The following is a 22,529-nucleotide window of genomic DNA, read 5'->3' as shown; positions in this document are numbered from 1 at the left end:
GCTTACTGCAAAGACGAAACTCGTTGTCAACAATGTTTCAGTCCTTAATAGACGGCGTGATCATTGTGGTCCTGCTATATCTCATTGCAGTGATAAACCGAGGGTATTTCACCAGCATTGACTTGCTGTTTGGCCTGACCCTACTGATCACAATGGCCTTCTTTTATGATTTACTGGGTGTATATCGGCGCCACTCCAGTGCAACAGGAAAGGTCCTGTCTTTGGCAAAATCCTGGGGCCTGACGTTTATGGTTCTGCTCAGCATCATTTATCTGCTGCAAAATCAAATTCAGATTTCCCATGCATATTCTCAAGTAATCATTTTTCAGTTGTTTTTTTATGGCTTCATTGGTCAGGTCATTGCTCATTTGGGATTCAGAGCCTTTCACGTACGGACCCGTAAAGCTTCTACTGCAAAAAGTATCGTTGTAGGAACGGGACAGCTTGCTTTCTACGTTCATGAGCGCATTAACCAAAATCCCTGGATTCCTGAGAGGGTTGTTGGCCTGATCTCCACTCCAGCAGAGCCAGGCGATAATCTCTCTGAAGACGAGCGAAAAAAAGTTATCGGCAAGCTGGAAGATATCGAACAGATTGTAAGACAGAATGATATCCGAAGTGTGTACTTTGCGGTGTCGCTGGAATCATCTCCAATGATTAAGGATGTGTATTTCAAGCTACTGGACCTCAATGTCGATATACATTGGGCACCCAATATTTTTGCATTGCAGCTAATCAATCACAGCGTAAAAGAATTTGCGGGCATTCCAATATTAACCCTGTCTGAGACTCCTCTACTGGGAACGCACTACTTGATGAAGGAGATAGAAGACAAGATCCTCGCAGTGGTCGCCATTATTCTTGCCTCTCCGATTCTTATCGGGACAGCAATCGCTGTAAAAATCAATTCTCCTGGACCAATTATCTTTAAACAAAGTCGTACCGGTTGGGATGGTAAGGAGTTTATGATCTGGAAGTTCAGGAGTATGTATGTGAACCAACCAGATCCAGATAAGGTCAAGCAGGCAACCAAAGACGACCCCAGGGTTACCAGGGTAGGAAAGTTCATTCGCAGAACCAGTATTGATGAACTGCCTCAGATTTTTAATGTGTTGTTTGGATCAATGTCCATGGTAGGGCCACGACCACACGCGGTGCAACATAATCAGGAATACTCTGCCATGATCACGTCTTATCTGAGCCGCCATCGGATTAAACCCGGTATCACCGGACTTGCCCAGGTTCGGGGTTTTCGTGGCGAAACAGAGGATCTTGAACTGATGCGCAAGCGTGTGGAACATGATTTGGAGTATATCAACAACTGGTCAGTTGCCATGGATATCTACATCTTGGTGAAAACGGTGTTTACACTGTTTAATGACCGGGCTTACTAAATAATATAATCGGCGCCAAAGCGCCTTTTTCGTTCGACCCGGCATAGAGCCATGCTGGGTTAGTATTCACTGGATACTTGTGCTCAAAAGAGTGGCCGTTGTTTACTCATGAAACACTATTAAAAACTGATCTCATATTTCTTACTGAGATCGTAAAGAGTGGGACGAGTCACTCCCAATAACTTGGCAGCCGAACTTACATTACCATTAGTCAGGCTGAGAGCTTCAAGAATAGCGCTGCGCTCAGCACGCATTCTCACGTCTTTCAGAATCAGACTCTTGGTTCCATTTATTCTCAAACCCAGATCATCAGCGGTCACTTGCTTCCCTTCTGCCATGATTACTGCGCGCTTTATTTTATTTTCCAGCTCACGAATATTACCTGGCCAATCGTAGTTATTGATCGCATGAATGGCATCTTCAGTAAAACCATTCACATTCAGATTGTTGGCGGTGACATAACGATTCAGGAAATAGCGCGCCAGCAATGCTTTATCCGCATCACGCTCACTCAACCTGGGCAAATGCAATACCATCTCAGTAATACGATAAAAGAGATCTTCCCGAAAAGTACCTTCTTTTACCATTTCGTCCAGATTCTTGTTAGTCGCACAGATAATTCTGACATTAATAGGTATTTCTCGCCGCCCACCGACTCGCTCAATCACCCGTTCCTGCAGAAATCGCAATAGTTTTGCCTGCAAAGAGAGGGGCATGTCACCAATCTCATCCAAAAACAGCGTCCCTTTATTGGCCGACTCAAACTTACCCTCAGTTTGCTTCACTGCCCCCGTAAACGCTCCTTTTTCATAACCAAACAGCTCACTTTCCATGAGGTTTTCGGGTACTGCTGCACAATTAATCGCTACGAAGCGCTTATCGGCCCGATCGCTTTTATTATGAATCGCACGCGCCATCACCTCCTTACCAGTGCCACTTTCACCCAAAATAGTGCAGGTGACATCCGATGGTGCGATACGCTCTGCCATGCGGCAAACACGTAGCATTTCCGGATCACTGGTAATGACACCGTCCATCCCATAGGACATGTCATTAAGCAGACTACGGTTCTTTTGCTCCAGACCATATATTTTATAGGCACGATCAACAACGAAGTTGAGAGTGTCGATATCGATTGGTTTGTTGTAGAAATCATAAGCGCCATTACCGATCGCCCGGATAGCATTTTCGTGCTGGTTTTTGCCCGTCAATACGATAATTTTAGTTTCCGGGTAAATGGATAAAATGTCGGCAATGCACAGCATTCCTTCAGACACACCATCTTCATCCGGAGGCAGACCCAGGTCCTGCAAGACCACTTTAGGTTCATACTGTCGAACCATATTCACCGCATCTGTTCGATTGGCTGCAATCAACACAGAATAATCTTCAAAGCTCCATTTAAACTGGCTTTGTAATCCAGCGTCATCTTCTACAATTAACAGATATCTGGCTTCGCTCATAGTTGACTCATTCGGTTGTGGTTACTTTGCCTTTCAAGCGGATTGTGAAGGTGGTGCCTTTGCCGGGAGTGCTCTCGACATCCAGGTGACCATCCAGCTGGTTAACATACTGCTTTGTCAGGTAGGCTCCCAGCCCCATCCCTTGGCCGATCTTGGTCGTTTCAAATGGGCGGAATAGTTTGTTATCCATAAACTCCTGGGTCATTCCTTTACCATTATCCTCAATCAATATTGTGGCCCACTCCAATTCATTATCAACGTTCATGGTGACATTCACAAATCCATTGTCATCAGTAGAATCCTGTGCGTTTCTAATCAAGTGCGATAGTGCCATCGTCAATTTTTCTTTATCTGCGACAATCTTCAGATCATCACCATCAACCTTTAGCGCAGGTTCCGGAAGATATTTCAAATTTCGCTCCACTGCTGCCAGCAATACCTGTATCAGGGATATTTCCAGGCTGGACTCATTTTCCTCGTGCTGTAGTTTATCAAGCAGGTTGGTCATTCTCTGGACAGAGTTTTCCACAGTCATGATCATATCGTCGATAAACGCCGGATTGGTTTTATGTTTTTCGGCGTTTTTCAGTAACAACGCCTGCTGTGCAATCACATTGTTCAAATCATGCACAATGAAAGCCGTAAAACGGGTGAAGGCTGTCAGTTGAGAGTTTTCCTTGAGCACCACGTCCTGCTGATAGAGCTTGATATAGTTTGCTACCTGACGACCTATTGTTTTTAGCAGGTCCAGATCTTCCCAGGTGACATTGGTAATAAAAGCAGGTTGAGTGAGCAGGCAGAAGCCTACCAACTCATTGGACGACAGATATGGGACAATAATCCAAGCTTCACGGATTTGAAAAATACTTTTGGGTACTTGATGTAGTAATAGATCCTGGCGGTTATTCACTTTCCCTGAGAGCGTGAAAACCCAATCTTTTTCATACATGGTCTGCAGGAATTTTTCGTCCTTGGTAAACCTGGGCAGGTTCTTCAGCAAAGTGCCAATATTAGTATAAGCCGGTTCAAATCGATTGTTATTAAGTACCCAGACCACTCCAGCCGGTGAACGAAACACTGACGACAGTAACTCAAACGAAACTTTTTCATATGACCCTTTTCCGGATTCTGAATTGGACAGGCGGTCTATAACCTTAATCCACTCCTTGCGATAGTCATATTTATGGCCAAACAGGTGACGGTTTATCGATTCATAAAAGCGTGATCTAACCGTACCGGACAGATATAGCGATAAAATAATGATTAAGGAACCCGAACAACCCAATGAGTAGAACACCAGTCCCCACGATGTATCGGTCAATTCAATGTAATAGCCAGCCAAGATCAGGATCAGAATCAGAAAGCCAATTAAAGCCAGAGACGAAGAGTAGAAAATCGATTCATTCGAAAAAGAGATCTTTGAACTCTCACCCGCGCTACCCCGAAATAACGCCACTGCGCTGGCAATCAGGGTTAGCATGACGACAGCAATAGCCCCTCTGGCCTGAAGATTTACCACACTGATATGTCCCACCAGGGCGGAATGGGTAAACATATATATATCGAACGAAAACATTACTGCCAGAATCATGGCCAGAATTTTATTCAGCCGGCTCTTTCTGGAGGCTTTATAAAGCTGTTCTGCACCCAGAACCGCAATAATGTTGGAGAAAATGAGCAACAATGCTGTCACGATGTTGCCATAGTTTGGGAACCACTTACGGGCAAATGTGATCAACACCCATGCGAGAATTGATAACAATAATATGGGCAGGTAAATTTTGTGAGTCAGCAAGCTGCCCAGACTAGGGCTCAATAATCGCAAAATCACGAAAGTCCAGACTAGATTTCTCGCCAATTCCAGAGAAAGCCTGACTTGTGTATCCCAAATATTAAGGCTGTAGATCTGAACAATTCCAAATAGCCAGACAGCCGTCATAGCACAGGCCATGGCAAGGTATAGGTATATCCTGTCTTTGAGCGAGTACACTAAAAAGATGCACAACAGGAATATTGCTAAACCATCAGCAAAACCATAAGCGACAACTGAAATAGAGTTGGCCTGCATAGGTCATCCTTGGCAATTATGAATTTAGAAAGAATATTATAGTTATCATTATTTAAACAAAGCCTCTGTAGGCTCACAAGGGAAATATGTCGGCACCCGATCCCTGTGATTATGGTAAAGCCTTACAGACAGACACGGCTATGAACATTTCACATCGCCGATGAGGAAATACTTCGGTTATTTTGTACCCGGCTAACTTTTTTATAAAGTGCTCTAAGGCTCCCATTTATTGAGCCTGATTTCCCTATTGCCGCGGACTCCACCATTCTTACCTGCAACACAGACATTTTGTCAGGCAAAAAAAAGCAGCGATACTCCGCTGCTTTTTGTGAACATAGACTGGTTATTTATGCTTGGCTCGCATTTCTTCCAATACCTTGATCTGACCAACTGCTTTGGCAAGCTTGATAGCAATTTGGGCAAATTGCTCATCCGCCTGATGTTGAGCCAGTTCTTTCTCGGCAGCATGTTTTGCTTCCAAAGCCTGAGCTTCATCAATATCGCTGGCCCGTAAAGCGGTGTCCGCCAGAACCGTGACAATATTAGGTTGTACTTCCAGGTACCCACCAGAGACGTAGACAACTTCCACATCTCCGTTTTGCTTGGTAATACGAACAGGACCAGGAACCAGTGAAGTCAGCAAGGGAGCATGACCGGGCATAATACCCAGCTCACCCATAACCCCTCTGGCTTGCAGAGATGATACGAGACCAGAAAAGATCTGGTCGTGAGCACTCACGATGTCGCAGTGGACAGTGATAGCCATGATTTACCTCCGCTTAAGCTTTGCTACGTTTGGCGTAAGCTTCCAGAACTTCTTCAATGCCACCTTTCATGTAGAAATCCTGTTCAGGAATATGATCATATTCCCCTTTCAGAATACCTGAGAAGCCGGCAATGGTGTCTTTCAGTGAAACATAACGACCTGGTGATCCTGTGAATACCTCTGCCACATGGAAAGGCTGAGACAGGAAGCGCTGAATCTTACGTGCACGGGCAACCAACAATTTGTCATCTTCTGACAGTTCGTCCATACCCAGAATCGCAATAATATCTTTCAGCTCGTTATAACGCTGCAAAGTTGCCTGAACCTCACGGGCCACTTCATAGTGTTCCTGACCGATAACCAAAGGATCCAACTGGCGGGAAGTGGAGTCCAGCGGGTTAACCGCAGGATAAATACCCAATGCAGCAATATTACGATCCAATACCACAGTCGCATCCAAGTGAGCGAATGTGGTCGCTGGAGATGGGTCAGTCAAGTCATCCGCGGGTACATATACGGCCTGCACAGATGTAATGGAACCCACTTTAGTAGACGTAATACGTTCCTGTAGAACACCCATTTCTTCTGCCAGAGTTGGCTGATAACCCACCGCAGAAGGCATACGACCCAACAGAGCAGATACTTCTGTTCCTGCCAGGGTATAACGATAAATGTTATCCACAAAGAACAGCACGTCACGGCCTTCATCACGGAATTTCTCCGCCATGGTCAAACCAGTCAGCGCCACACGAAGTCTGTTTCCTGGTGGTTCGTTCATCTGACCATAAACCATGGCCACTTTGGATTCTGCCAGGTTGTCCAGACGAATAACTTTGGCATCTGACATCTCGTGGTAGAAGTCGTTACCTTCACGAGTCCGCTCGCCCACACCGGCGAATACAGACAAACCACTGTGTTCTGTCGCAATGTTATTGATCAGCTCGAGCATGTTTACAGTTTTACCCACACCTGCACCACCGAACAGACCCACTTTACCACCTTTGGCAAACGGACAAATAAGGTCGATAACCTTAATACCGGTTTCCAGGAGTTCAGTGGTATGCGCCTGCTCCGCATAACTTGGCGCTTTACGGTGAATCACAGAACGTTCTTGTTCACCAATCGGGCCACGCTCGTCGATTGGGTTACCCAGAACGTCCATAATACGTCCCAGGGTTTCTTTTCCAACGGGTACTGCAATAGCCTTACCGGTATTGCTGACGGCAACACCACGTTTAACGCCATCAGACGCACCCATGGCAATGGTACGAACCACACCATCACCCAGCTGCTGTTGAACCTCAAGAGTGAGTTCATAACCTTCAACAGTCAGCGCATCGTATACTTTTGGTACCGAATCACGCGGGAATTCCACGTCAATCACGGCGCCAATGATCTGTACGATCTTTCCGCTACTCATGATTTGTGTCCTCTAAAAATCCGCAAATAAGCTTAAAAATCAGTTAATAACCCTAAACAGCGGCGGCTCCGCCAACGATCTCAGAAATCTCCTGAGTAATCGCGGCCTGCCGGGCTTTGTTGTAAACCAGCTGCAACTGCTTGATCAGTTCACCAGCGTTATCGGTGGCGGCTTTCATCGCCATCATTCGCGCTGCCTGCTCGCAGGCGGCATTCTCGATAACTGCCTGATAAACCTGAGACTCAAGGTAACGGGCTATCAAACCATCCAGTAATTCCCGCGCATCGGGCTCATACATATAGTCCCAGATGTGTTTACGCATGTTGCCATCATCTTCTGCCTCAAGTGGCAGTAGCTGACGCAACACCGGAGCCTGAGTCATGGTATTTACAAACTCGTTGTACACCAGAATCAAGCGGTCAATTTCACCGTTGGCGTATTTATCCAACATGATCTTGACTCCTCCGATCAGGTCTCCAACTTCAGGCTGATCCCCCAAATGGCTGATATTGGCAACCACTGAAGTACCTATGCCGTTGAAATAACCTGCACCCTTGGCACCCACAGCACACACTTCCACACCAATGGATTTATGTGCCCAAGTCTGCATGTCGAGAACCACTTTTTTGAAAGCGTTGATATTGAGGCCTCCACAGAGTCCTCTATCAGTGGATACGATGATGTATCCTACTTTCCTGATTTCCCGCTCCTGCATATACAATGGGTGATATTCAGGGTTTGCGTTTGCCAGGTGACCAATTACATTTCTGATTTTGTCAGAGTAAGGCTTACTGGCTTTCATCCGATCCTGAGCTTTACGCATTTTACTGGTCGCCACCATTTCCATGGCGTTGGTAATTTTCTGCGTATTTTTAATGCTTCCGATCTGAGAGCGAATCTCTTTTCCGGCTGCCATATCTATTCCTCAGCTTGGATCATGCTGTGCCAAAGCACAGCACCTTCAGATTACCAGGATTGAGTTTCTACAAACTTATCCAGTGCGGCTTTCAGCTTGGCAACGACATCGTCATTGAAAGCTCCTGTTTCAACCATTTCCTTCATAAAATCTCCATGCTCAGCATGCAGATATGAATGAAGGGCACTTTCAAAGTCACCCACTTTATGGGGCTCAACATCTTTCAGGTAACCATTGTTAGCCGCGAAAATAGACGATGCCATTTCAGCAATAGACATAGGTGCATATTGCCGTTGCTTCATCAGTTCGGTGACACGGATACCATGATTCAACTGAGCTTTGGTCGCCTCATCCAGGTCCGAAGCAAACTGAGCAAAAGCCGCCAGTTCACGATACTGTGCAAGAGCAGTACGAATACCGCCAGACAGTTTGGACATCAGTTTGGTCTGAGCTGCACCACCTACCCGGGAAACCGAAATACCCGCGTTCATCGCCGGGCGAATACCCGAGTTGAACAGGTTGGTTTCAAGGAAGATCTGACCATCGGTAATTGAAATTACGTTGGTTGGTACGAAGGCAGATACGTCACCAGCCTGAGTTTCAATGATCGGCAATGCGGTTAGAGAACCGGTCTTACCTTTTACTGCACCATTAGTGAAAGCCTCAACGTAATCTGCATTAACCCTTGCAGCACGTTCCAGCAAACGGGAGTGCAAATAGAACACATCACCCGGATAGGCTTCACGACCTGGCGGACGACGTAGCAACAAAGAAATCTGGCGATATGCTACAGCCTGTTTGGACAGGTCATCATAGATAATCAGGGCATCTTCACCACGATCACGGAAGTATTCTCCCATGGTACATCCGGAATAAGGTGCCAGAAACTGCATCGAAGCAGGTTCAGAAGCTGATGCTGCGACCACGATGGTATGGGCCATGGCATCATGCTCTTCCAACTTGCGTACTACGTTGGCAATCGTCGATTGTTTCTGACCGATCGCAACATAGATACACTTAATACCTTTGCCTTTCTGGTTGATAATGGCATCAACTGCCAAAGCGGTTTTACCAGTCTGACGGTCACCGATGATCAACTCACGCTGACCCCGACCGATTGGAACCATGGCATCCACTGCTTTATAACCAGTCTGTACCGGTTGATCGACTGATTGCCGGGCAATAACGCCAGGAGCAACTTTCTCAATGGCATCTGTCATTGATGCATTGATGTCACCCTTACCATCAATCGGATTACCTAGAGCGTCCACAACCCGACCAAGCATTTCTGTTCCAATCGGTACTTCCAGGATCCGACCAGTACATTTGGCTTTCTGGCCCTCCTGGATTCCCAAATAGTCACCTAGGACTACGGCACCAACAGAGTCACGCTCAAGGTTAAGGGCCATACCATAAAGACCCCCTTCAAATTCAATCATCTCACCATACATAACGTCGGCAAGACCATGAATACGTACGATACCATCAGTTACGGAAACGATAGTACCTTCATTTTTTGCTTCAGATGCGACATCAACGCCTTCGATGCGCTTTCTGATAATTTCGCTAATTTCTGAAGGATTCAGTTGCTGCATGCCTGCTTCCTCTTAGGAATACATTGCTTCGGCCAGCTTCGCGAGCTTGCCAGTCACAGAGCCGTCGATAACCATATCGTTGGTTCGAATAATGACACCACCGATAATCGAATTATCCACTGAAGTGACTAACTTCACGTCACGACCCAATTTAGTTGTCAGTTTCTCAGTCAGAGATTTTTCCTGATCTGCGGTCAACTCAAACGCGCTGGTCACCTGTACTTCAACGCTTTTTTCCAGTTCGGCTTTAAACTCCTCGAACAGTGCCGCAATTCCGGGACACAATTCCAGGCGTCTGTTTTCAGCCAGAGTCGTAATCAGTGTTGAGATGACCTTCGTTTCTTCTCCGCAAACACCCTGTATCACCTGTGCTTTCTGACTGGCGGTCAGGGATGGATTGGAGATCAGTTCAAGGACTTTTTCCTGCTGAGTAACTGCACTGAGTGTTGCCAGCGATTCAGACCATTGTTCAAGTGTTTTGGCCGCTTGAGCCGCCTCAAATGCCGCTTTGGCATAGGGGCGAGCCAGTGTATTTACTTCAGCCATGGCACCTCCCTTAGAGTTCCGCTGCTAGTTTTTCAAGCAGTTCGCTATGTTTCTTGGCATCCACAGTGGATTGCAAAATCTTCTGTGCACCAGACAAAGCAAGTTCGGAGACCCGTTGGCGTAATTCTTCACGTGCCCGGATGGCTTCCTGCTCAATTTCGGCTTCGGCAGATCTGCGAATACGCTCTGCTTCCTGTTGAGCCTCTTTCTGAGCCTCAGCAACAATCTGTGCTGAACGTTTATTCGCCTGATCAACAATAGTCGCAGCCTGTTCTTTGGCTTCACGCAGTTGCTGGGCAGCTCTTTCTTGAGCCAGCTCAAGATCTTTTGCTGCACGATCAGCAGCATTAAGACCATCGGCAATCTTAGCCTGGCGTGCATCCATAGCCTTCACAAGAGGAGGCCATACATACTTGGCGCAAAACCAGACGAATACCGCAAACGACAGGAGCTGACCAATCAGTGTCAGATTAATGTTCACGGCTATACCTCACGGATTCGGTTAAACAAAATAATGTCTTACTCCGAATGGAGATTAGCCAGCCATACCCGGAGCAACGGCGAAAATCAGGTACATGGCAATACCAACACCGATCATAGGAATCGCGTCAACCAGACCAACGGCCAGGAAGAAACGACCTTGCAGCATAGGACCCAGTTCAGGTTGACGAGCAACACCTTCAAGTAGCTTGCCACCTAAAACACCCATACCAATTGCGGCACCCAAAGCGCCCAGGCCGATCATGATTGCTGCTGCAATAAAAGTCAGAGCCATTTTTCTCTCTCCTAAGTTAGAAAATTAAAGTTTAAGTTTCTGATGTTCAAAGGTTTCAAAGACACACTGATCATCTGCTTGAACAGACAATCAGGCATGTCTAGTGATCTTCATGAGCCATACTCAGATAGACGATGGTCAACACCATAAAGATGAACGCCTGCAGCGTAATCACCAGAATATGGAATATTGCCCAGCCTAGCTGCAGAGCACCGGCAATCACTCCCAGCACAAGACCCGCGCTGTACATGATTGCAATCAAGATAAAAATCATTTCACCTGCATACATATTCCCGAACAACCGCAGTCCCAACGAAAAAGGCTTGGCGATCAGTGAAACCAGTTCAAGGAACAAGTTGATGGGCACAAAAATAGCCTGTATGACAGGGTTTTTCGAAGAAAATGGTTGTAGAGTCAATTCTTTTACAAAACCAATTCCCTTGACCTTGATGCCGTAAAAAATCATCAGGATGAAAACACCAAGAGCCATTCCAAGAGTTGCATTGGGATCAGTGGAAGGAACAATTTTCTGATAGGCGTGAGCCCCAAAAATCTTTTGTACAATAAAAGGAATCAGGTCTACTGGTAACAGATCCATCAGGTTCATCAGAAAAACCCAGGCAAAGATAGTTAATGCCAACGGGGCAATCAGTGGGTTACGACCATGGAAACCGTCTTTGACCTGGTTATTAATAAAGTCCACACACATTTCCACGAAATTCTGAAATCCGGATGGAGCCTCCATTGTGATCTTGCCCGCTGCTCTTTTGAACAGCCACAAAAACACCGCTGCCAAACCGATGGACCACATCATAGTGTCTACGTGAATTGCCCAAAATCCCATTTCGGTTGCTTCTTGAGCATTGTGAGCAAAGCCCCAATGCCCGTCATGGTGCATACCAAATACGAGATTGGTTAAGTGGTGCTGAATATATTCAGTCGAAGTTTGAGTGCCACTCGCCATTTGTTTCTCATTCCTCAGTTTACCGCATTTGCGGTCGATTAATTAAAATCGGATACCACATCAGTGAACTCAACTGAAAAACCATATACCCCAAAAACAGAGCCCATAGATTAATGTCAGTTGAAAACCTGAATATAAGTGCAAACAGACAGGCGGTAAGAACCAGCTTGCCGAGAACACTTTGATTGGTGATTTTTACAGCCTTGCGGATATTTCTCGCGCCTATGTAGCGAAATGCCCGCAATGCAAAATACGTTTGGGGAATAATATGTGCCGCCGCTCCCAGCACAAATGCCAAGGCAATACTTTTATTAAAAACCCCGACTGCTGCAAAACATAAAATCAAAAAGCAACACTGAAACAGTGACACCCTTAGCAGCGGTGGTCTTGGAATGGATGATGTTAATTGTTCTGACCTGTCATCCCAGGGCTTAAAATGACTCACTCCATCCCCTACTTTAAGTTACCCACCTGTTTTAACTGATAATCTCAGTCCCCCAAAAACAGGTTGCTACTGACTCAAAAGCCGCGAAAGTATAGGGGGTTGCTCGAAGATGATCAATAAAGCCAAAGGTCTAACTGATAATAATTGTTCGTGTTACGTAAACACAGGCTCTAGGACAGCATTTTGAAGACGATAGCAAGCATTGTAAATGTGCGCATATATCAGCCTTTTGTTACTTTTTTTACCATCACTCATCCCGTACCACTCGACATTTAACCAGCCAAAACAACCGGACCGGGAATATTTTCACAATAAAAGTTGGCATATTTGTATGTTTATATATACTGTATTTTTATACAGTATATATAAACAGGGGATCTGAAATGAGTACATTTCGAACCAACTCTGGTTTACCTGACGTGATTGATGCATTTCACGAAGCGTTACGCTGTTATGGAGACCCGGAGTGTTATAGCTGGTCACACCCTGCGGTACACAAGGCCGCATGTTTGACCGGCTTTGCTGATTTACGAAACCAGCCTCCTCTCGTCTCCCTGGAGAGCTTCAAGCGACATTATGAAGAAATAAAACGGCAGGTATTGGCGGAACTCAGCGATCCCAGCAGTAATCCTCTTTTGGAGATTGATCGACTATCCCGCACTCTGAATATAGAACCTTTTTTGCTGTATTATCTGACTAAACCAAAAGGAACATCGATTCGCCGGTACCTTCGTCACCGTTGTATCAGCCAATTAGCAAAGCAGAACATTAACTACCCATTACCACAATAACCTCATATCACTACACCACAAAGAGGGAGTTTATCGAGGTATCTGGTAGTGGGATTGTTCCAGCAGATCGACACCACATTTCAGGTTTTCGAGCCAATTCAGCATACTATTGATGGCTGGACCTTCAAATCTTGCCCCATGCTGAGGAACGATCATGCTGATTTCGAGGTCGCGAACCATATTAACCCAGAGACGACAGGCTTTATTGGATGTCATATAGCGTTGATGAAATGTCCGCATATATTGAGTGTGGCCATCAAAGTCATGGGTCACAGCGCTGCTTGCATCACCACCTCCCACAGAAGCACCAATATCACCACTGAAGAGAATTTTCGAAACTGGGTCATAAAAGCTGAAATTACCGACCGAATGGAGAAAGTGAGCTGGCAGAACCATAAATGGTTGATGTCCGATTTTTACTCGGCCACCGCGATCATCAACGGCAACGATACGCGCGTCAATATCCGCATTATTGCGACTGGTCACGTAATTGGAAGCCAAATGAGGCAGGAACCTCTGCCATAGTTTGCTTACTACCACTTTTGCCTGTGTATGAATCAACCACCGTGGAAGAGAAGAAATAATGTCCGGATCCTGATGACTGGCAAACACATAGTCAACATGATCCAAAGAAACGAGTTTTGATAACTCAATCGTCAACGGGGTATATGTAAGCTCTCCACCAGGGTCGAGCACAGCACAACGATCATGATCAACGATTAGAAACTGATTGGCCTGAACTCCGGACCCTTTAACCAGGTCGCTGAACAGTATGACTTTATGTTGATTATTGTTGTAGAGGATAGTCGCCATAAGCTTTGCTCAGAATTACATAAAGATTCCGCCAGCTTAGAGGGCAATGAAAGTGAATGCAAACACCATATACCCGGCTCCAAAAGACACATATTTCACACCTTAATCAGCATCGCTATAACCCTCTTGCAGATATCTGCGTATACACTCTGTGATAATGATATGACTGCGGCAGACCGGGTAAGGCATTCAAAAGCCAGGTTAAAAAAGACCAAACTACAGCCAGTAACTACTCTGGCGTGTGCCACACCAAGCAGACGACATCCCACCGTCACCTTGATACAAAACTGGCACCCCCGACTTGTCTGGAACCAATAAATCTCTCACTTTTATTACGCTTGGTTCGCTCACTGATCACTGTTTTTGCAAGGAAAGAACAATGACCGCAAAACATTCTTAACCTGCATGCGGCCATTCGAAATCAATCGCCACCGGAAGATGATCAGATACTGGATGGTCCAGCGCGTTAAGATGATGCACCTTTATATGGTTCGACAGTACGATGTGATCCAGTGCTTTGGTAGGTTTCCAACTGGGATAAGTTCTGGTGTGAAGGGGAACATAGAGAGATAATCCGGATAACGCCGAATGAGCCACCAATTTTTCCGCACGGACATTAAGATCTCCCATAAGGATAAAGTTTGCACGCTCACAGACCAGATCGCGGATATAGCACAACTGCTGATTCTGGTCCCTTTTACCCAAAGCAAGATGCACCATAATGATTGTCAGCGGTGACTCCACTTGCCCCATGACCAACTCTATCGCACCACGCCCAGGTATTTTCCCAGGCAACTCATGTTGCACCACTTTAATCGGTTTATGCTTACACAAAACGCCATTACTGTGCTGCGCCAGTGGACCAAAGTTCCGGTTACGTTGCTGATACCAGTAAGGATGATGAGCTTTTTCTGCCAGGTATTCGATCTGGTTGATAAAACCGGAACGGAAACTGCCGCCATCGACCTCCTGAAGCGCAACCAAATCAAAATTTTTCAGTAGCGCGGAAATGGAATCGAGGTTCTTCAATCGGGCAGAGGAAGGCAGGATGTGCTGCCATGCGCGGGTAATGTAGTGATGATAGTGCTCAGTGCGGATACCAACCTGAACATTATAACTCAACATTCGCAGATGGTTGGCCGGTCTGGCCTCATAGTAGAGTGCCGGATTTTCTGGAAAATGTAATTGATGGTTACGACGCATGGAAAATCTCCTGGCAGTATTAAATCAACCTGCCAGGAGAAGTATAACCGTTAACTTTCAGAACGTTCTTTTTCGATTAAAAAATTAACCACATCAATCATACCTACATTGGAACCGGCTGTTTCACCTGTAACCAGGTACTTACCCGCTACAACCATACTGGGAGTTCCCATGATGCCTGCTCCCTTAGTCAGCATTTCAGCCTGTTTCAGCTTGGTATTCACGCCAAAAGACTCTGCGGTTTTAAGAAATTTGTCTTTATCTACACCGAGTTTTGCATAGATGTTCGCATAATCCTCTACTGTTCTGGCTGGTGCTTTGTTTACAAAGATCGCATTAAAGACATCTTCGTGGGTTGTATCAGCGACACCCAGAAGCTCAGCAGCGTAATAAGACTTGACCATTGGAATCCAATGAGAAAAAGGTGTGGCTACAGGTTCGTACTGTACGTCATCAGCCAGTGTAGGAATCCACTGCTGTAAAGCTGGTTCAAGGTTGTAGCAGTGTGGGCAGGTGTAGGAAAAAAACTCCCAGACAACAACTTTTTTTCCAGGTTCCAAAGCAACAGGTAGAGGAGTCGGCAGAAGCTTATAGTGTTTCCCCTCAATATATTTATCGGCCGCCAGAGCATGGCCAGTTAACAGGATTGCTGCTGCCATGACAAACAGTTTCAAAAAGCGCATCTTTTTCTCCAAAGGTTGATGTGAACCATGCTCATTTTGCATGGTAGTAGATGAATACTGGCGTAACTATTGTCTGGTTTTCAGAACAAAAAAAGCGGCATCTGCCGCTTTTTCATTATCTTTGCGCCTTAGCCTTCATCAGTATAAACCGGATATATAACTGGCGAGGGCATCAATTTCAAAGTCTTTTAACCGGAATGCGACATCGCGCATCATTTTACTTTCACCATCATTGGTTCTGACTTCAGCAACCAGGGCTCCAGTGTGGCGGTAACCTTCACGGAATTTTTTCAACTGAGCCACAATATAGGCTGGGTTCTGACCAGCAAGCCTTGGGAACGCGGCAACCGGGTTACCCATACCTGTTGGAGTATGACAGGCAGCACAGGCAGTTACACCCGTGTCGATATTGCCACCCATGAACAGAGACTGGCCCAGTTTTACCTGTTTCGGATCAGCTTGACCTGAGGGGCCATTCAAAGAGGAGAAGAATGCTGACAGATCCTGCAGATCCTGATCACTCAACGGCGCAACAATGGCTGCCATTTCGTTAATCACGCGAGCACCTGACTTAACATCGCGCAGCTGTTTCAATAAATAAGCTTCGCCCTGACCCGCCAATGATGGATAATTGGGAATCGCTGCAATACCATCCGGGCCGTGACAGGCGATACAGGTTGCAGACTGGGAAAGTGCCTTGCCGGCCTCAATGTCTCCTGCGGCACTGGCGGCTCCAGACAGCACCAGGGACAGAAATAGGAAAGAGATGAGCTGTTTTTTCATTGGATTTCCTGATTTTGTGAATTTTATCAGCATGGCCAAGGTAGTTTCCGGGGTGGCCAGTAGGTTTTTTGAAAACGGTCTACAATGCTTCAGTGATATGCAATTCGGGCAAAAACACGGATCCAAGATGATCTGAATATCGTGTTTCAGCCTGTTTATGTCTACACCCACAGCATTGCAACACTTCTCAATTCCTACCAGGGCTCACAGGCCCTTTGCAAACTGGCGCCGCATTATAGTAAATAAGCTCCCGCAAAGAGAAGACAGCATAAAAAATATGTCTAATTTTAAAGCAATTAATTTTCATTCCGCCCGCTTCTTAAAAAGCGCCGCCCGACTCGACCAATGTCCAGAGGACACCGGCGCAGAGGTTGCCTTCGCAGGGCGTTCCAATGCCGGAAAATCCAGTGCGCTGAACACTCTGACCCGGCAAAATAAGCTGGCCAGGACCAGTAAGACTCCCGGACGGACGCAATTAATCAACTTCTTTGTCCTGAATGATCCGGCCTTTCGTATTGTTGATCTGCCAGGATATGGTTTTGCCAAAGTATCGAAAGAAACCAAGAAGGACTGGGATTATCATCTTGAACAATATCTACAGGAACGGAAATCTTTACAAGGGCTGATCCTGTTAATGGACATCCGCCACCCACTGACAGAGTTTGATCAGGAGATGGTGGAATGGGCCTACGAGTCCGGGTTACCTTGCCACATCCTGTTAACCAAGGCAGACAAGCTGAAGTTTGGGGCCGCAAAGACCCAACTGCTCAAAGTACAGAAAGAACTGACGCGTCACCGCGAGCTGGTTACGGTCCAACTGTTTTCTTCACTCAAAAAGCAGGGTATTGATGAACTGTCCGAGTTGCTGAGCCAATGGCTCGTACCTAACGAGCCATCAGATCTGCAAGAACCGTAGTCAAATCACTAAGCTTATGAGGGGGTCTGAATATTCCGACAAACTGACCTTCGGGATTGAGAATGGCCATATTGTCGCTGTGATCAACGAAATACACATCATCATCGCCACCCGGTGCCCGGCTGAATAAGTTATTCAATTGCCGGGCCAGACTGGCGATAACAGATTCATCACCACTCAAGGCCTTAAACTCTGGATTAAAGTAACTGACATAGCCTTTCAATAGCTCAGGTGTGTCACGTGCAGGATCAACCGTCACCATATAGACCTGCGGCATCGGTTTCTGCTGTTCCTCTAACTGCCTGGCCACCTGCCCCAACAACATCATATTGGTCGGACAGATATCCGGGCAATTGGTGTAACCAAAATTGATAATTGACCAGTGGCCTCTGAAATCATTTGCGACAAACGTCTGACCATCCTGATCCTGCAGCTGAAAGGGCTGGATGTTTCTGGGGCTGGCAAACATGACCGCATTCATCGATTTCAGTTGGTCGTCATTCAATACCTGATCGCGCGAATATAACCAGAACTGCAAAGCAAATATACCAACGACAATAACAGCCAAAGAGGCGACGGTGTTGCGAATACCTTTATTCAAATGACCTCCCCTGAAAAACAGTTTTTATATGGGTTACAACATAACAGGGAGGTAATGATCCATCAAAAGCACCAGAAACAACAGCATCAAATAAGTGATTGAATATTTGAAGGTCTTAAAAGCAGCATGGTCGCGACTTTGCCGAAACAACCACCAGCTCCATTGCAAAAAGCGGACATTGAGGAGTACCACTCCTGCCAGATAAACCAACCCCGTCAAACGGGTAGCAAATGGCAGCAAAGTAACTCCCGTCAGAATCAGGGTATACAACAGGATATGCAGGCGGGTGTAGGCTCCACCATGAGTCACCGGCAACATGGGGATTTCGGCTTTGGCATACTCTTTTTCACGATGCACGGCCAATGCCCAGAAATGAGGTGGGGTCCAGGCGAAAATGATCAGTACCAATACCAGAGGAAATGCATCTACCGAATCAGTGACAGCAGTCCACCCCAACAATGGTGGGGCCGCTCCCGCCAGTCCACCAATGACAATATTTTGCGGTGTCGCCCGCTTCAGAAAACCCGTGTATATAAACGCATAGCCAATCAGTGACGCAAAGGTCAACCAGGCCGTCAGCGGATTAATGAACAATATAAGCAGCAACATGCCAGAGATTGTCAGCACCGTGGCAAACAAAGCCGCCTGCATTACCGATATCCGACCTTCTGCGACCGGGCGTTTGCGAGTACGTGCCATGATCTGATCAATACGGGAATCAACCAGGTGATTAATGGCGGCCCCTCCCGCGGCAACCAGCGCAATGCCGGCATTGCCGATGATCAACACATGCAGACTCAACCAGCCATCTGCCGCCAGCAACATGCCGACCACAGAAGTAAGAATCATCAGAGCCACGACCTTAGGTTTGGTCAGCTCCAAGTAATCCCGCCATATGGCGTGGCGACTCTGAATTATTGCTACAGCCATGTTTTATCTCCTGAAATAAACGATAATTTACCGTTACCAATGTGGCCACCAACACCGCACCAACAACGTTGTGAGCAACAGCAACAGGTAGTGGCAATACAAAGACGACATTACTGATACCCAATAAAATCTGGCTTGATACCACCACAACAAGTAATCCTGCCAGTCCGCTCAGGCGCTGTTGCCATAACCGCCAGGCCAGCCAGTAACAGGCTAGACCCACCAGCACAGCCCCCAGACGATGACTCCAGTGGATAGCGATACGACCCTCTGCATGCAACGCGCCACCGAGATAATTCGGACCAATATGCTGAAATACGTTGAACCCATGGCTGAAATCGGCCTGCGGCCACCAGCTGTCGCCATAACACAAAGGGAAGTCTGAGCAGGCCAACGCGGCATAATTAGAGGTTGTCCAGCCTCCGAGCATTACTTGAAAAATGGCCAGCCCCAACGCGATCATCGCAATCTTTCTGGGCAAGTTTGCCTGGCTGCGAGTGCTGGGGTCGAACTGCCAGCCGGATAACCTTAACGTCAGCAGCCACAACAGACAGAAAGTGGTAAAACCGCCAAGCAGATGGGCGGTCACCACTTGGGGCCATAGTTTTAATGTTACGGTCCACATGCCAAAAAGCCCCTGCAGCACGACAAACAACAGCAGAAACAGGGGTAATTTGACTGGTTGATCGGCCAGCTGACGAGAACGAACACAAACAACCACCAGAGCAATAATCAACACCCCGAGGCCGGAAGCCAGATAGCGATGTACCATTTCCGGCCAGGTTTTACTGAGATCCACCGGCATTTCCGGATAACTCTGGTTGGCCTTCGCAATGGCGGTATCTGACGTAGGTGCCCAAAAATGACCATAACAACCCGGCCAATCCGGACACCCCAAACCTGCATCGGACAATCGGGTAAACGCTCCCAATGCCACAACAGCCAGAGCAAACACACTGGCAAACAAGGCAAGTCTGAAACCGGGCCGTGCATTAGCTAGACGAATCATGGCACTAACCTATGGTAGACAGTTTCAGAAGTTTTTTGAGATCACTGGTCACCTGCTTGCCGTTATGCTCCGCAGTGTAATAGAGCATGACATTGCCCAATGGATCGGCAATCATCAGATAAGCGCCTTTTATCGGGTCACCTTGCAACTGGCCGTGCATAAAAGCCTCGAGCTGCTCATGATCAACCCTTAGAGTTTGATAACCTTCGATCTCATTGACCCTGGCAGGAAGCTTATCCTGAGTGGTGATAAATAATCGCTGCACCCGGGGCATGTACTTCCCCAGCGCCACATGAATCTGTCGGGTCCAATAAAGCCATTCATGGGTTCTGCCATCTGCAGCACCATCATCAAACAGGATTAATTGCCAGTGCCCACGAAAGCGCTGATAGTCCTGTGGCAACAGATCCTGAAGTTGCAGAACCGGTGATAGCAGGTTTCCCTGATTGTTTTTTTCACCAGGATTCATCAACCCTGTCTGATACATGACGGTCGCTGCAACCAGCACCAGTACCGGTAACATCAGAATCAACGAAGCCGTCAGGCGAGAACGGGTATTGGGTATTTGAGCAGGTGTTTCAATACTGGGATTCACGGGATTCCTCGACTGGATGCTTAAAACCAAGTTTCAAATATAACGACACTAACATCAGCGCCAGGGCAAACCATTGCACCGCATAACCAAAGTGTCGGGCAGGTGGAATGGCGCTGGGTTGCCAGATATGAGTCAGTGCGTAAGGCTGGGCGTCATTCAATTGGATCAACTCCGGGAAAATACGATAACGATCAATACCGGGCAGCAACAACCGGTAGCCGGTCGACACCTTCGTCATAGGATCAGATTCCTGCCAGCTCACCTGGCGCACGGTACCTTGCCATTCAATGGTCCTTGGCAGATGGCCAATCTCAGGAAGCAAACGACGATCAGGGTTTCCGGCAATCCATCCCAGACTGACCCAGGCATAATCAAAGTGGCCTTCCGACAGGCGTACAGGTACAACAACCTCATAACCAGCCTGACCACCAGAGGTACGGTTATCAACAAGATAGTGCCATTGAGGCAAGGGCTCACCTCTGACCACAACCTGAGAAAACAACTCACAGCAATCCTTGCTCAACAATACCGGTGCGCTGGTCAACAGCACCTGATAATGTTGTAAAAGCTGTGATTTCCAGGAAGCTCTGCTAAGCTGCCAGAAACCCAGACCAACCGTCAGCGGCAAAAAAATAATGACAAAAACCGTCATTGCCCTGCCTGGTTGAAAAGATTTTTCTGAACTCGTTGTCGTTATCATTCACACACTAATTTGTTGCTGACTTATGTGGTTGAAAATACTGATCATTTTCTTAATTGTATTGATGCTGTTATCACTGAGCGGTACACTCTACACGCTGTTCCGGTTTCCTAATGATTCTAAAGCCATGGTCTATTTATTAACGGTGCGGATATGTCTGGCGGTGCTCATTGTCTGTTTATTGATGTACGGTTATTTCTCAGGACAACTCAATATGGCCGCACCTTGGTCCGGCCACTACTGACACCAGGCATCAAACCCAATACACAAACACAAACAGACAGATCCATACCACATCAACAAAGTGCCAGTACCACGCTGCCGCCTGAAAACCGAAATGATCGTTAGGTTTGAAGTGCCCTTTAAGGCTACGGAAAAACATCATCAGCAACATGAACGTACCAATCGTGACATGGGCACCGTGAAAACCAGTGAGCATGAAAAAGGTCGTACCGTAAATACCTGAATGCAAGGTCAAGCCAAGTTCAGTGTAAGCTTCATGATATTCTGTTGCCTGAAAATACAGGAACAACGCTCCAAGCAAAACAGTCAGTCCCAGCCAAATATTCAGCTGCTGTCGTTTTTGAGCGATCAGAGCATGGTGAGCGATAGTCACCGTGACACTGGAACTGATCAGGATTATGGTGTTCCAAAGCGGTAAACCCATCGCGTGAATCACACCTTCGGGCGGAGTAAACGCGCTGTTGTCAGGGTTTTCCAGCATGGGCCAGTTAAAAGTGAAGTCGTTACCAAAATAACTGAGACTGTCACCAAACTCACCGCCAAGCCAAGGGCCATTCAAAGCCCGGATATAGAACAATGCGCCGAAAAACGCCGCAAAGAACATAACCTCAGAAAAAATAAACCAACCCATGCCCCATACATATGAGCGCTTGAGCTGATCACTGTTCAAACCAGCAAGATTTTCCCCAATGACTTTGGAAAACCAATTGAACATAGTAAATGCCAGACAGAGTGCACCCAGCATAAAAATGGTTGCCGTACCACCGTTGAGCCATCGTCCAGCACCATAAACCGATAAGAACATCGAAAATGCCATCAGGACAGGCATGCGACTCTGGGCTGGAACAAAGTACTTTTCATAGGTTGACGTATTAGCCATTGAGGTCTCCATTATGATTCTTGTTATATT

Annotated in this window: 25 protein-coding genes; 4 read left to right on the top strand and 21 right to left on the bottom strand. The window is 46.7% G+C overall.

All coding sequences use genetic code 11. The features are described 5' to 3' along the window. Nucleotides 1-32: 32 nt before the first annotated feature. Nucleotides 33-1,394 (top strand): undecaprenyl-phosphate glucose phosphotransferase, encoded by a 1,362-nt coding sequence (locus YC6258_RS03285; RefSeq protein ID WP_052830026.1) that lies wholly within the window; start codon nucleotides 33-35, stop codon nucleotides 1,392-1,394. A 119-nt stretch (nucleotides 1,395-1,513) separates the two neighbouring features. Here the strand turns inward: YC6258_RS03285 and prsR are convergent, their stop codons facing one another. From prsR to YC6258_RS03230, 11 genes are all read right to left on the bottom strand, one after another. Further along, entirely contained in the window at nucleotides 1,514-2,857 is a 1,344-nt protein-coding gene (prsR, locus tag YC6258_RS03280) for a PEP-CTERM-box response regulator transcription factor (protein WP_044615784.1), read from the bottom strand. Between the two features lie 7 nt (nucleotides 2,858-2,864). Continuing rightward, nucleotides 2,865-4,925, bottom strand: a complete 2,061-nt coding sequence (gene prsK, locus YC6258_RS03275) for an XrtA/PEP-CTERM system histidine kinase PrsK (protein ID WP_044615783.1) — start codon at nucleotides 4,923-4,925, stop codon at nucleotides 2,865-2,867. 343 nt (nucleotides 4,926-5,268) lie between these two features. Then, nucleotides 5,269-5,691: a F0F1 ATP synthase subunit epsilon gene (locus YC6258_RS03270; RefSeq protein WP_044615782.1), complete on the bottom strand. Its 423-nt coding sequence runs from the start codon at nucleotides 5,689-5,691 to the stop codon at nucleotides 5,269-5,271. Between the two features lie 13 nt (nucleotides 5,692-5,704). Then, the gene (atpD, locus tag YC6258_RS03265; RefSeq protein ID WP_044615781.1) at nucleotides 5,705-7,111 is read right to left on the bottom strand and encodes a F0F1 ATP synthase subunit beta; all 1,407 of its coding nucleotides are present in this window, start codon (nucleotides 7,109-7,111) and stop codon (nucleotides 5,705-5,707) included. Nucleotides 7,112-7,163: 52 nt separating this feature from the next. Further along, nucleotides 7,164-8,027, bottom strand: coding sequence for a F0F1 ATP synthase subunit gamma (atpG, locus tag YC6258_RS03260; protein ID WP_044615780.1), 864 nt, complete (start codon nucleotides 8,025-8,027; stop codon nucleotides 7,164-7,166). Between the two features lie 50 nt (nucleotides 8,028-8,077). Continuing rightward, nucleotides 8,078-9,622, bottom strand: coding sequence for a F0F1 ATP synthase subunit alpha (gene atpA / locus YC6258_RS03255; RefSeq protein ID WP_044615779.1), 1,545 nt, complete (start codon nucleotides 9,620-9,622; stop codon nucleotides 8,078-8,080). Between the two features lie 12 nt (nucleotides 9,623-9,634). After that, nucleotides 9,635-10,168 carry a F0F1 ATP synthase subunit delta gene (locus YC6258_RS03250; RefSeq protein WP_044615778.1) on the bottom strand — a complete coding sequence of 178 codons (534 nt, stop codon included), beginning with the start codon at nucleotides 10,166-10,168 and terminating at the stop codon, nucleotides 9,635-9,637. Between the two features lie 10 nt (nucleotides 10,169-10,178). Continuing rightward, nucleotides 10,179-10,649 carry a F0F1 ATP synthase subunit B gene (locus YC6258_RS03245; protein ID WP_044615777.1) on the bottom strand — a complete coding sequence of 157 codons (471 nt, stop codon included), beginning with the start codon at nucleotides 10,647-10,649 and terminating at the stop codon, nucleotides 10,179-10,181. 54 nt (nucleotides 10,650-10,703) lie between these two features. Continuing rightward, nucleotides 10,704-10,943, bottom strand: a complete 240-nt coding sequence (atpE, locus tag YC6258_RS03240) for a F0F1 ATP synthase subunit C (RefSeq protein ID WP_044615776.1) — start codon at nucleotides 10,941-10,943, stop codon at nucleotides 10,704-10,706. A 100-nt stretch (nucleotides 10,944-11,043) separates the two neighbouring features. Further along, nucleotides 11,044-11,907 carry a F0F1 ATP synthase subunit A gene (gene atpB, locus YC6258_RS03235; RefSeq protein ID WP_044615775.1) on the bottom strand — a complete coding sequence of 288 codons (864 nt, stop codon included), beginning with the start codon at nucleotides 11,905-11,907 and terminating at the stop codon, nucleotides 11,044-11,046. Between the two features lie 19 nt (nucleotides 11,908-11,926). Then, nucleotides 11,927-12,277: an ATP synthase subunit I gene (locus tag YC6258_RS03230; RefSeq protein ID WP_052830025.1), complete on the bottom strand. Its 351-nt coding sequence runs from the start codon at nucleotides 12,275-12,277 to the stop codon at nucleotides 11,927-11,929. Nucleotides 12,278-12,735: 458 nt separating this feature from the next. On the opposite strand from YC6258_RS03230, the gene YC6258_RS03225 reads away from it, so the two are divergent. Then, nucleotides 12,736-13,143, top strand: coding sequence for a hypothetical protein (locus YC6258_RS03225; protein ID WP_044615774.1), 408 nt, complete (start codon nucleotides 12,736-12,738; stop codon nucleotides 13,141-13,143). A gap of 30 nt (nucleotides 13,144-13,173) precedes the next feature. Here the strand turns inward: YC6258_RS03225 and YC6258_RS03220 are convergent, their stop codons facing one another. The 4 genes from YC6258_RS03220 to YC6258_RS03205 all read right to left on the bottom strand — a co-directional run bounded on the left by YC6258_RS03220 (nucleotide 13,174) and on the right by YC6258_RS03205 (nucleotide 16,625). Continuing rightward, nucleotides 13,174-13,956 carry an oxygen-binding di-iron domain-containing protein gene (locus YC6258_RS03220; protein WP_044615773.1) on the bottom strand — a complete coding sequence of 261 codons (783 nt, stop codon included), beginning with the start codon at nucleotides 13,954-13,956 and terminating at the stop codon, nucleotides 13,174-13,176. A 396-nt stretch (nucleotides 13,957-14,352) separates the two neighbouring features. Continuing rightward, nucleotides 14,353-15,159, bottom strand: coding sequence for an endonuclease/exonuclease/phosphatase family protein (locus tag YC6258_RS03215; protein WP_044615772.1), 807 nt, complete (start codon nucleotides 15,157-15,159; stop codon nucleotides 14,353-14,355). Between the two features lie 50 nt (nucleotides 15,160-15,209). Then, nucleotides 15,210-15,842, bottom strand: coding sequence for a thiol:disulfide interchange protein DsbA/DsbL (locus YC6258_RS03210; RefSeq protein ID WP_044615771.1), 633 nt, complete (start codon nucleotides 15,840-15,842; stop codon nucleotides 15,210-15,212). Between the two features lie 138 nt (nucleotides 15,843-15,980). Beyond that, nucleotides 15,981-16,625 (bottom strand): c-type cytochrome, encoded by a 645-nt coding sequence (locus YC6258_RS03205; RefSeq protein WP_044615770.1) that lies wholly within the window; start codon nucleotides 16,623-16,625, stop codon nucleotides 15,981-15,983. 277 nt (nucleotides 16,626-16,902) lie between these two features. On the opposite strand from YC6258_RS03205, the gene yihA reads away from it, so the two are divergent. Then, nucleotides 16,903-17,541: a ribosome biogenesis GTP-binding protein YihA/YsxC gene (gene yihA / locus YC6258_RS03200; RefSeq protein ID WP_044615769.1), complete on the top strand. Its 639-nt coding sequence runs from the start codon at nucleotides 16,903-16,905 to the stop codon at nucleotides 17,539-17,541. Here the strand turns inward: yihA and YC6258_RS03195 are convergent. Genes YC6258_RS03195 through YC6258_RS03175 form a run of 5 tightly spaced genes read right to left on the bottom strand, consistent with a single transcriptional unit; the run spans nucleotide 17,510 to nucleotide 21,328 of the window. Then, nucleotides 17,510-18,142, bottom strand: a complete 633-nt coding sequence (locus tag YC6258_RS03195) for an SCO family protein (protein WP_044615768.1) — start codon at nucleotides 18,140-18,142, stop codon at nucleotides 17,510-17,512. The genes yihA and YC6258_RS03195 overlap by 32 nt on opposite strands. A gap of 33 nt (nucleotides 18,143-18,175) precedes the next feature. Beyond that, nucleotides 18,176-19,072: a heme o synthase gene (gene cyoE / locus YC6258_RS03190; protein ID WP_044615767.1), complete on the bottom strand. Its 897-nt coding sequence runs from the start codon at nucleotides 19,070-19,072 to the stop codon at nucleotides 18,176-18,178. Continuing rightward, nucleotides 19,005-20,081, bottom strand: a complete 1,077-nt coding sequence (locus YC6258_RS03185; protein WP_082070538.1) for a COX15/CtaA family protein — start codon at nucleotides 20,079-20,081, stop codon at nucleotides 19,005-19,007. Before YC6258_RS03185 ends, cyoE begins: the two co-directional genes overlap by 68 nt. 4 nt (nucleotides 20,082-20,085) lie before the next feature. Beyond that, entirely contained in the window at nucleotides 20,086-20,676 is a 591-nt protein-coding gene (locus YC6258_RS03180) for a hypothetical protein (RefSeq protein ID WP_044615766.1), read from the bottom strand. Then, nucleotides 20,660-21,328 (bottom strand): SURF1 family protein, encoded by a 669-nt coding sequence (locus YC6258_RS03175; protein ID WP_044615765.1) that lies wholly within the window; start codon nucleotides 21,326-21,328, stop codon nucleotides 20,660-20,662. Before YC6258_RS03175 ends, YC6258_RS03180 begins: the two co-directional genes overlap by 17 nt. A 73-nt stretch (nucleotides 21,329-21,401) precedes the next feature. Here YC6258_RS03175 and YC6258_RS03170 point away from each other — a divergent pair, with 73 nt between their 5' ends. Continuing rightward, nucleotides 21,402-21,620: a DUF2909 domain-containing protein gene (locus tag YC6258_RS03170; RefSeq protein ID WP_044615764.1), complete on the top strand. Its 219-nt coding sequence runs from the start codon at nucleotides 21,402-21,404 to the stop codon at nucleotides 21,618-21,620. Between the two features lie 9 nt (nucleotides 21,621-21,629). Here YC6258_RS03170 and YC6258_RS03165 read toward each other — a convergent pair whose 3' ends face one another. Next, nucleotides 21,630-22,499 (bottom strand): cytochrome c oxidase subunit 3, encoded by an 870-nt coding sequence (locus YC6258_RS03165; RefSeq protein WP_044615763.1) that lies wholly within the window; start codon nucleotides 22,497-22,499, stop codon nucleotides 21,630-21,632. Between the last annotated feature and the right edge of the window lie 30 nt (nucleotides 22,500-22,529).

Origin of the sequence: Gynuella sunshinyii YC6258 (genome assembly GCF_000940805.1) — a bacterium.
Taxonomy (GTDB): Bacteria; Pseudomonadota; Gammaproteobacteria; order Pseudomonadales; family Natronospirillaceae; genus Gynuella; species Gynuella sunshinyii.
This window is presented reverse-complemented; position numbering and strand designations above follow the sequence as displayed.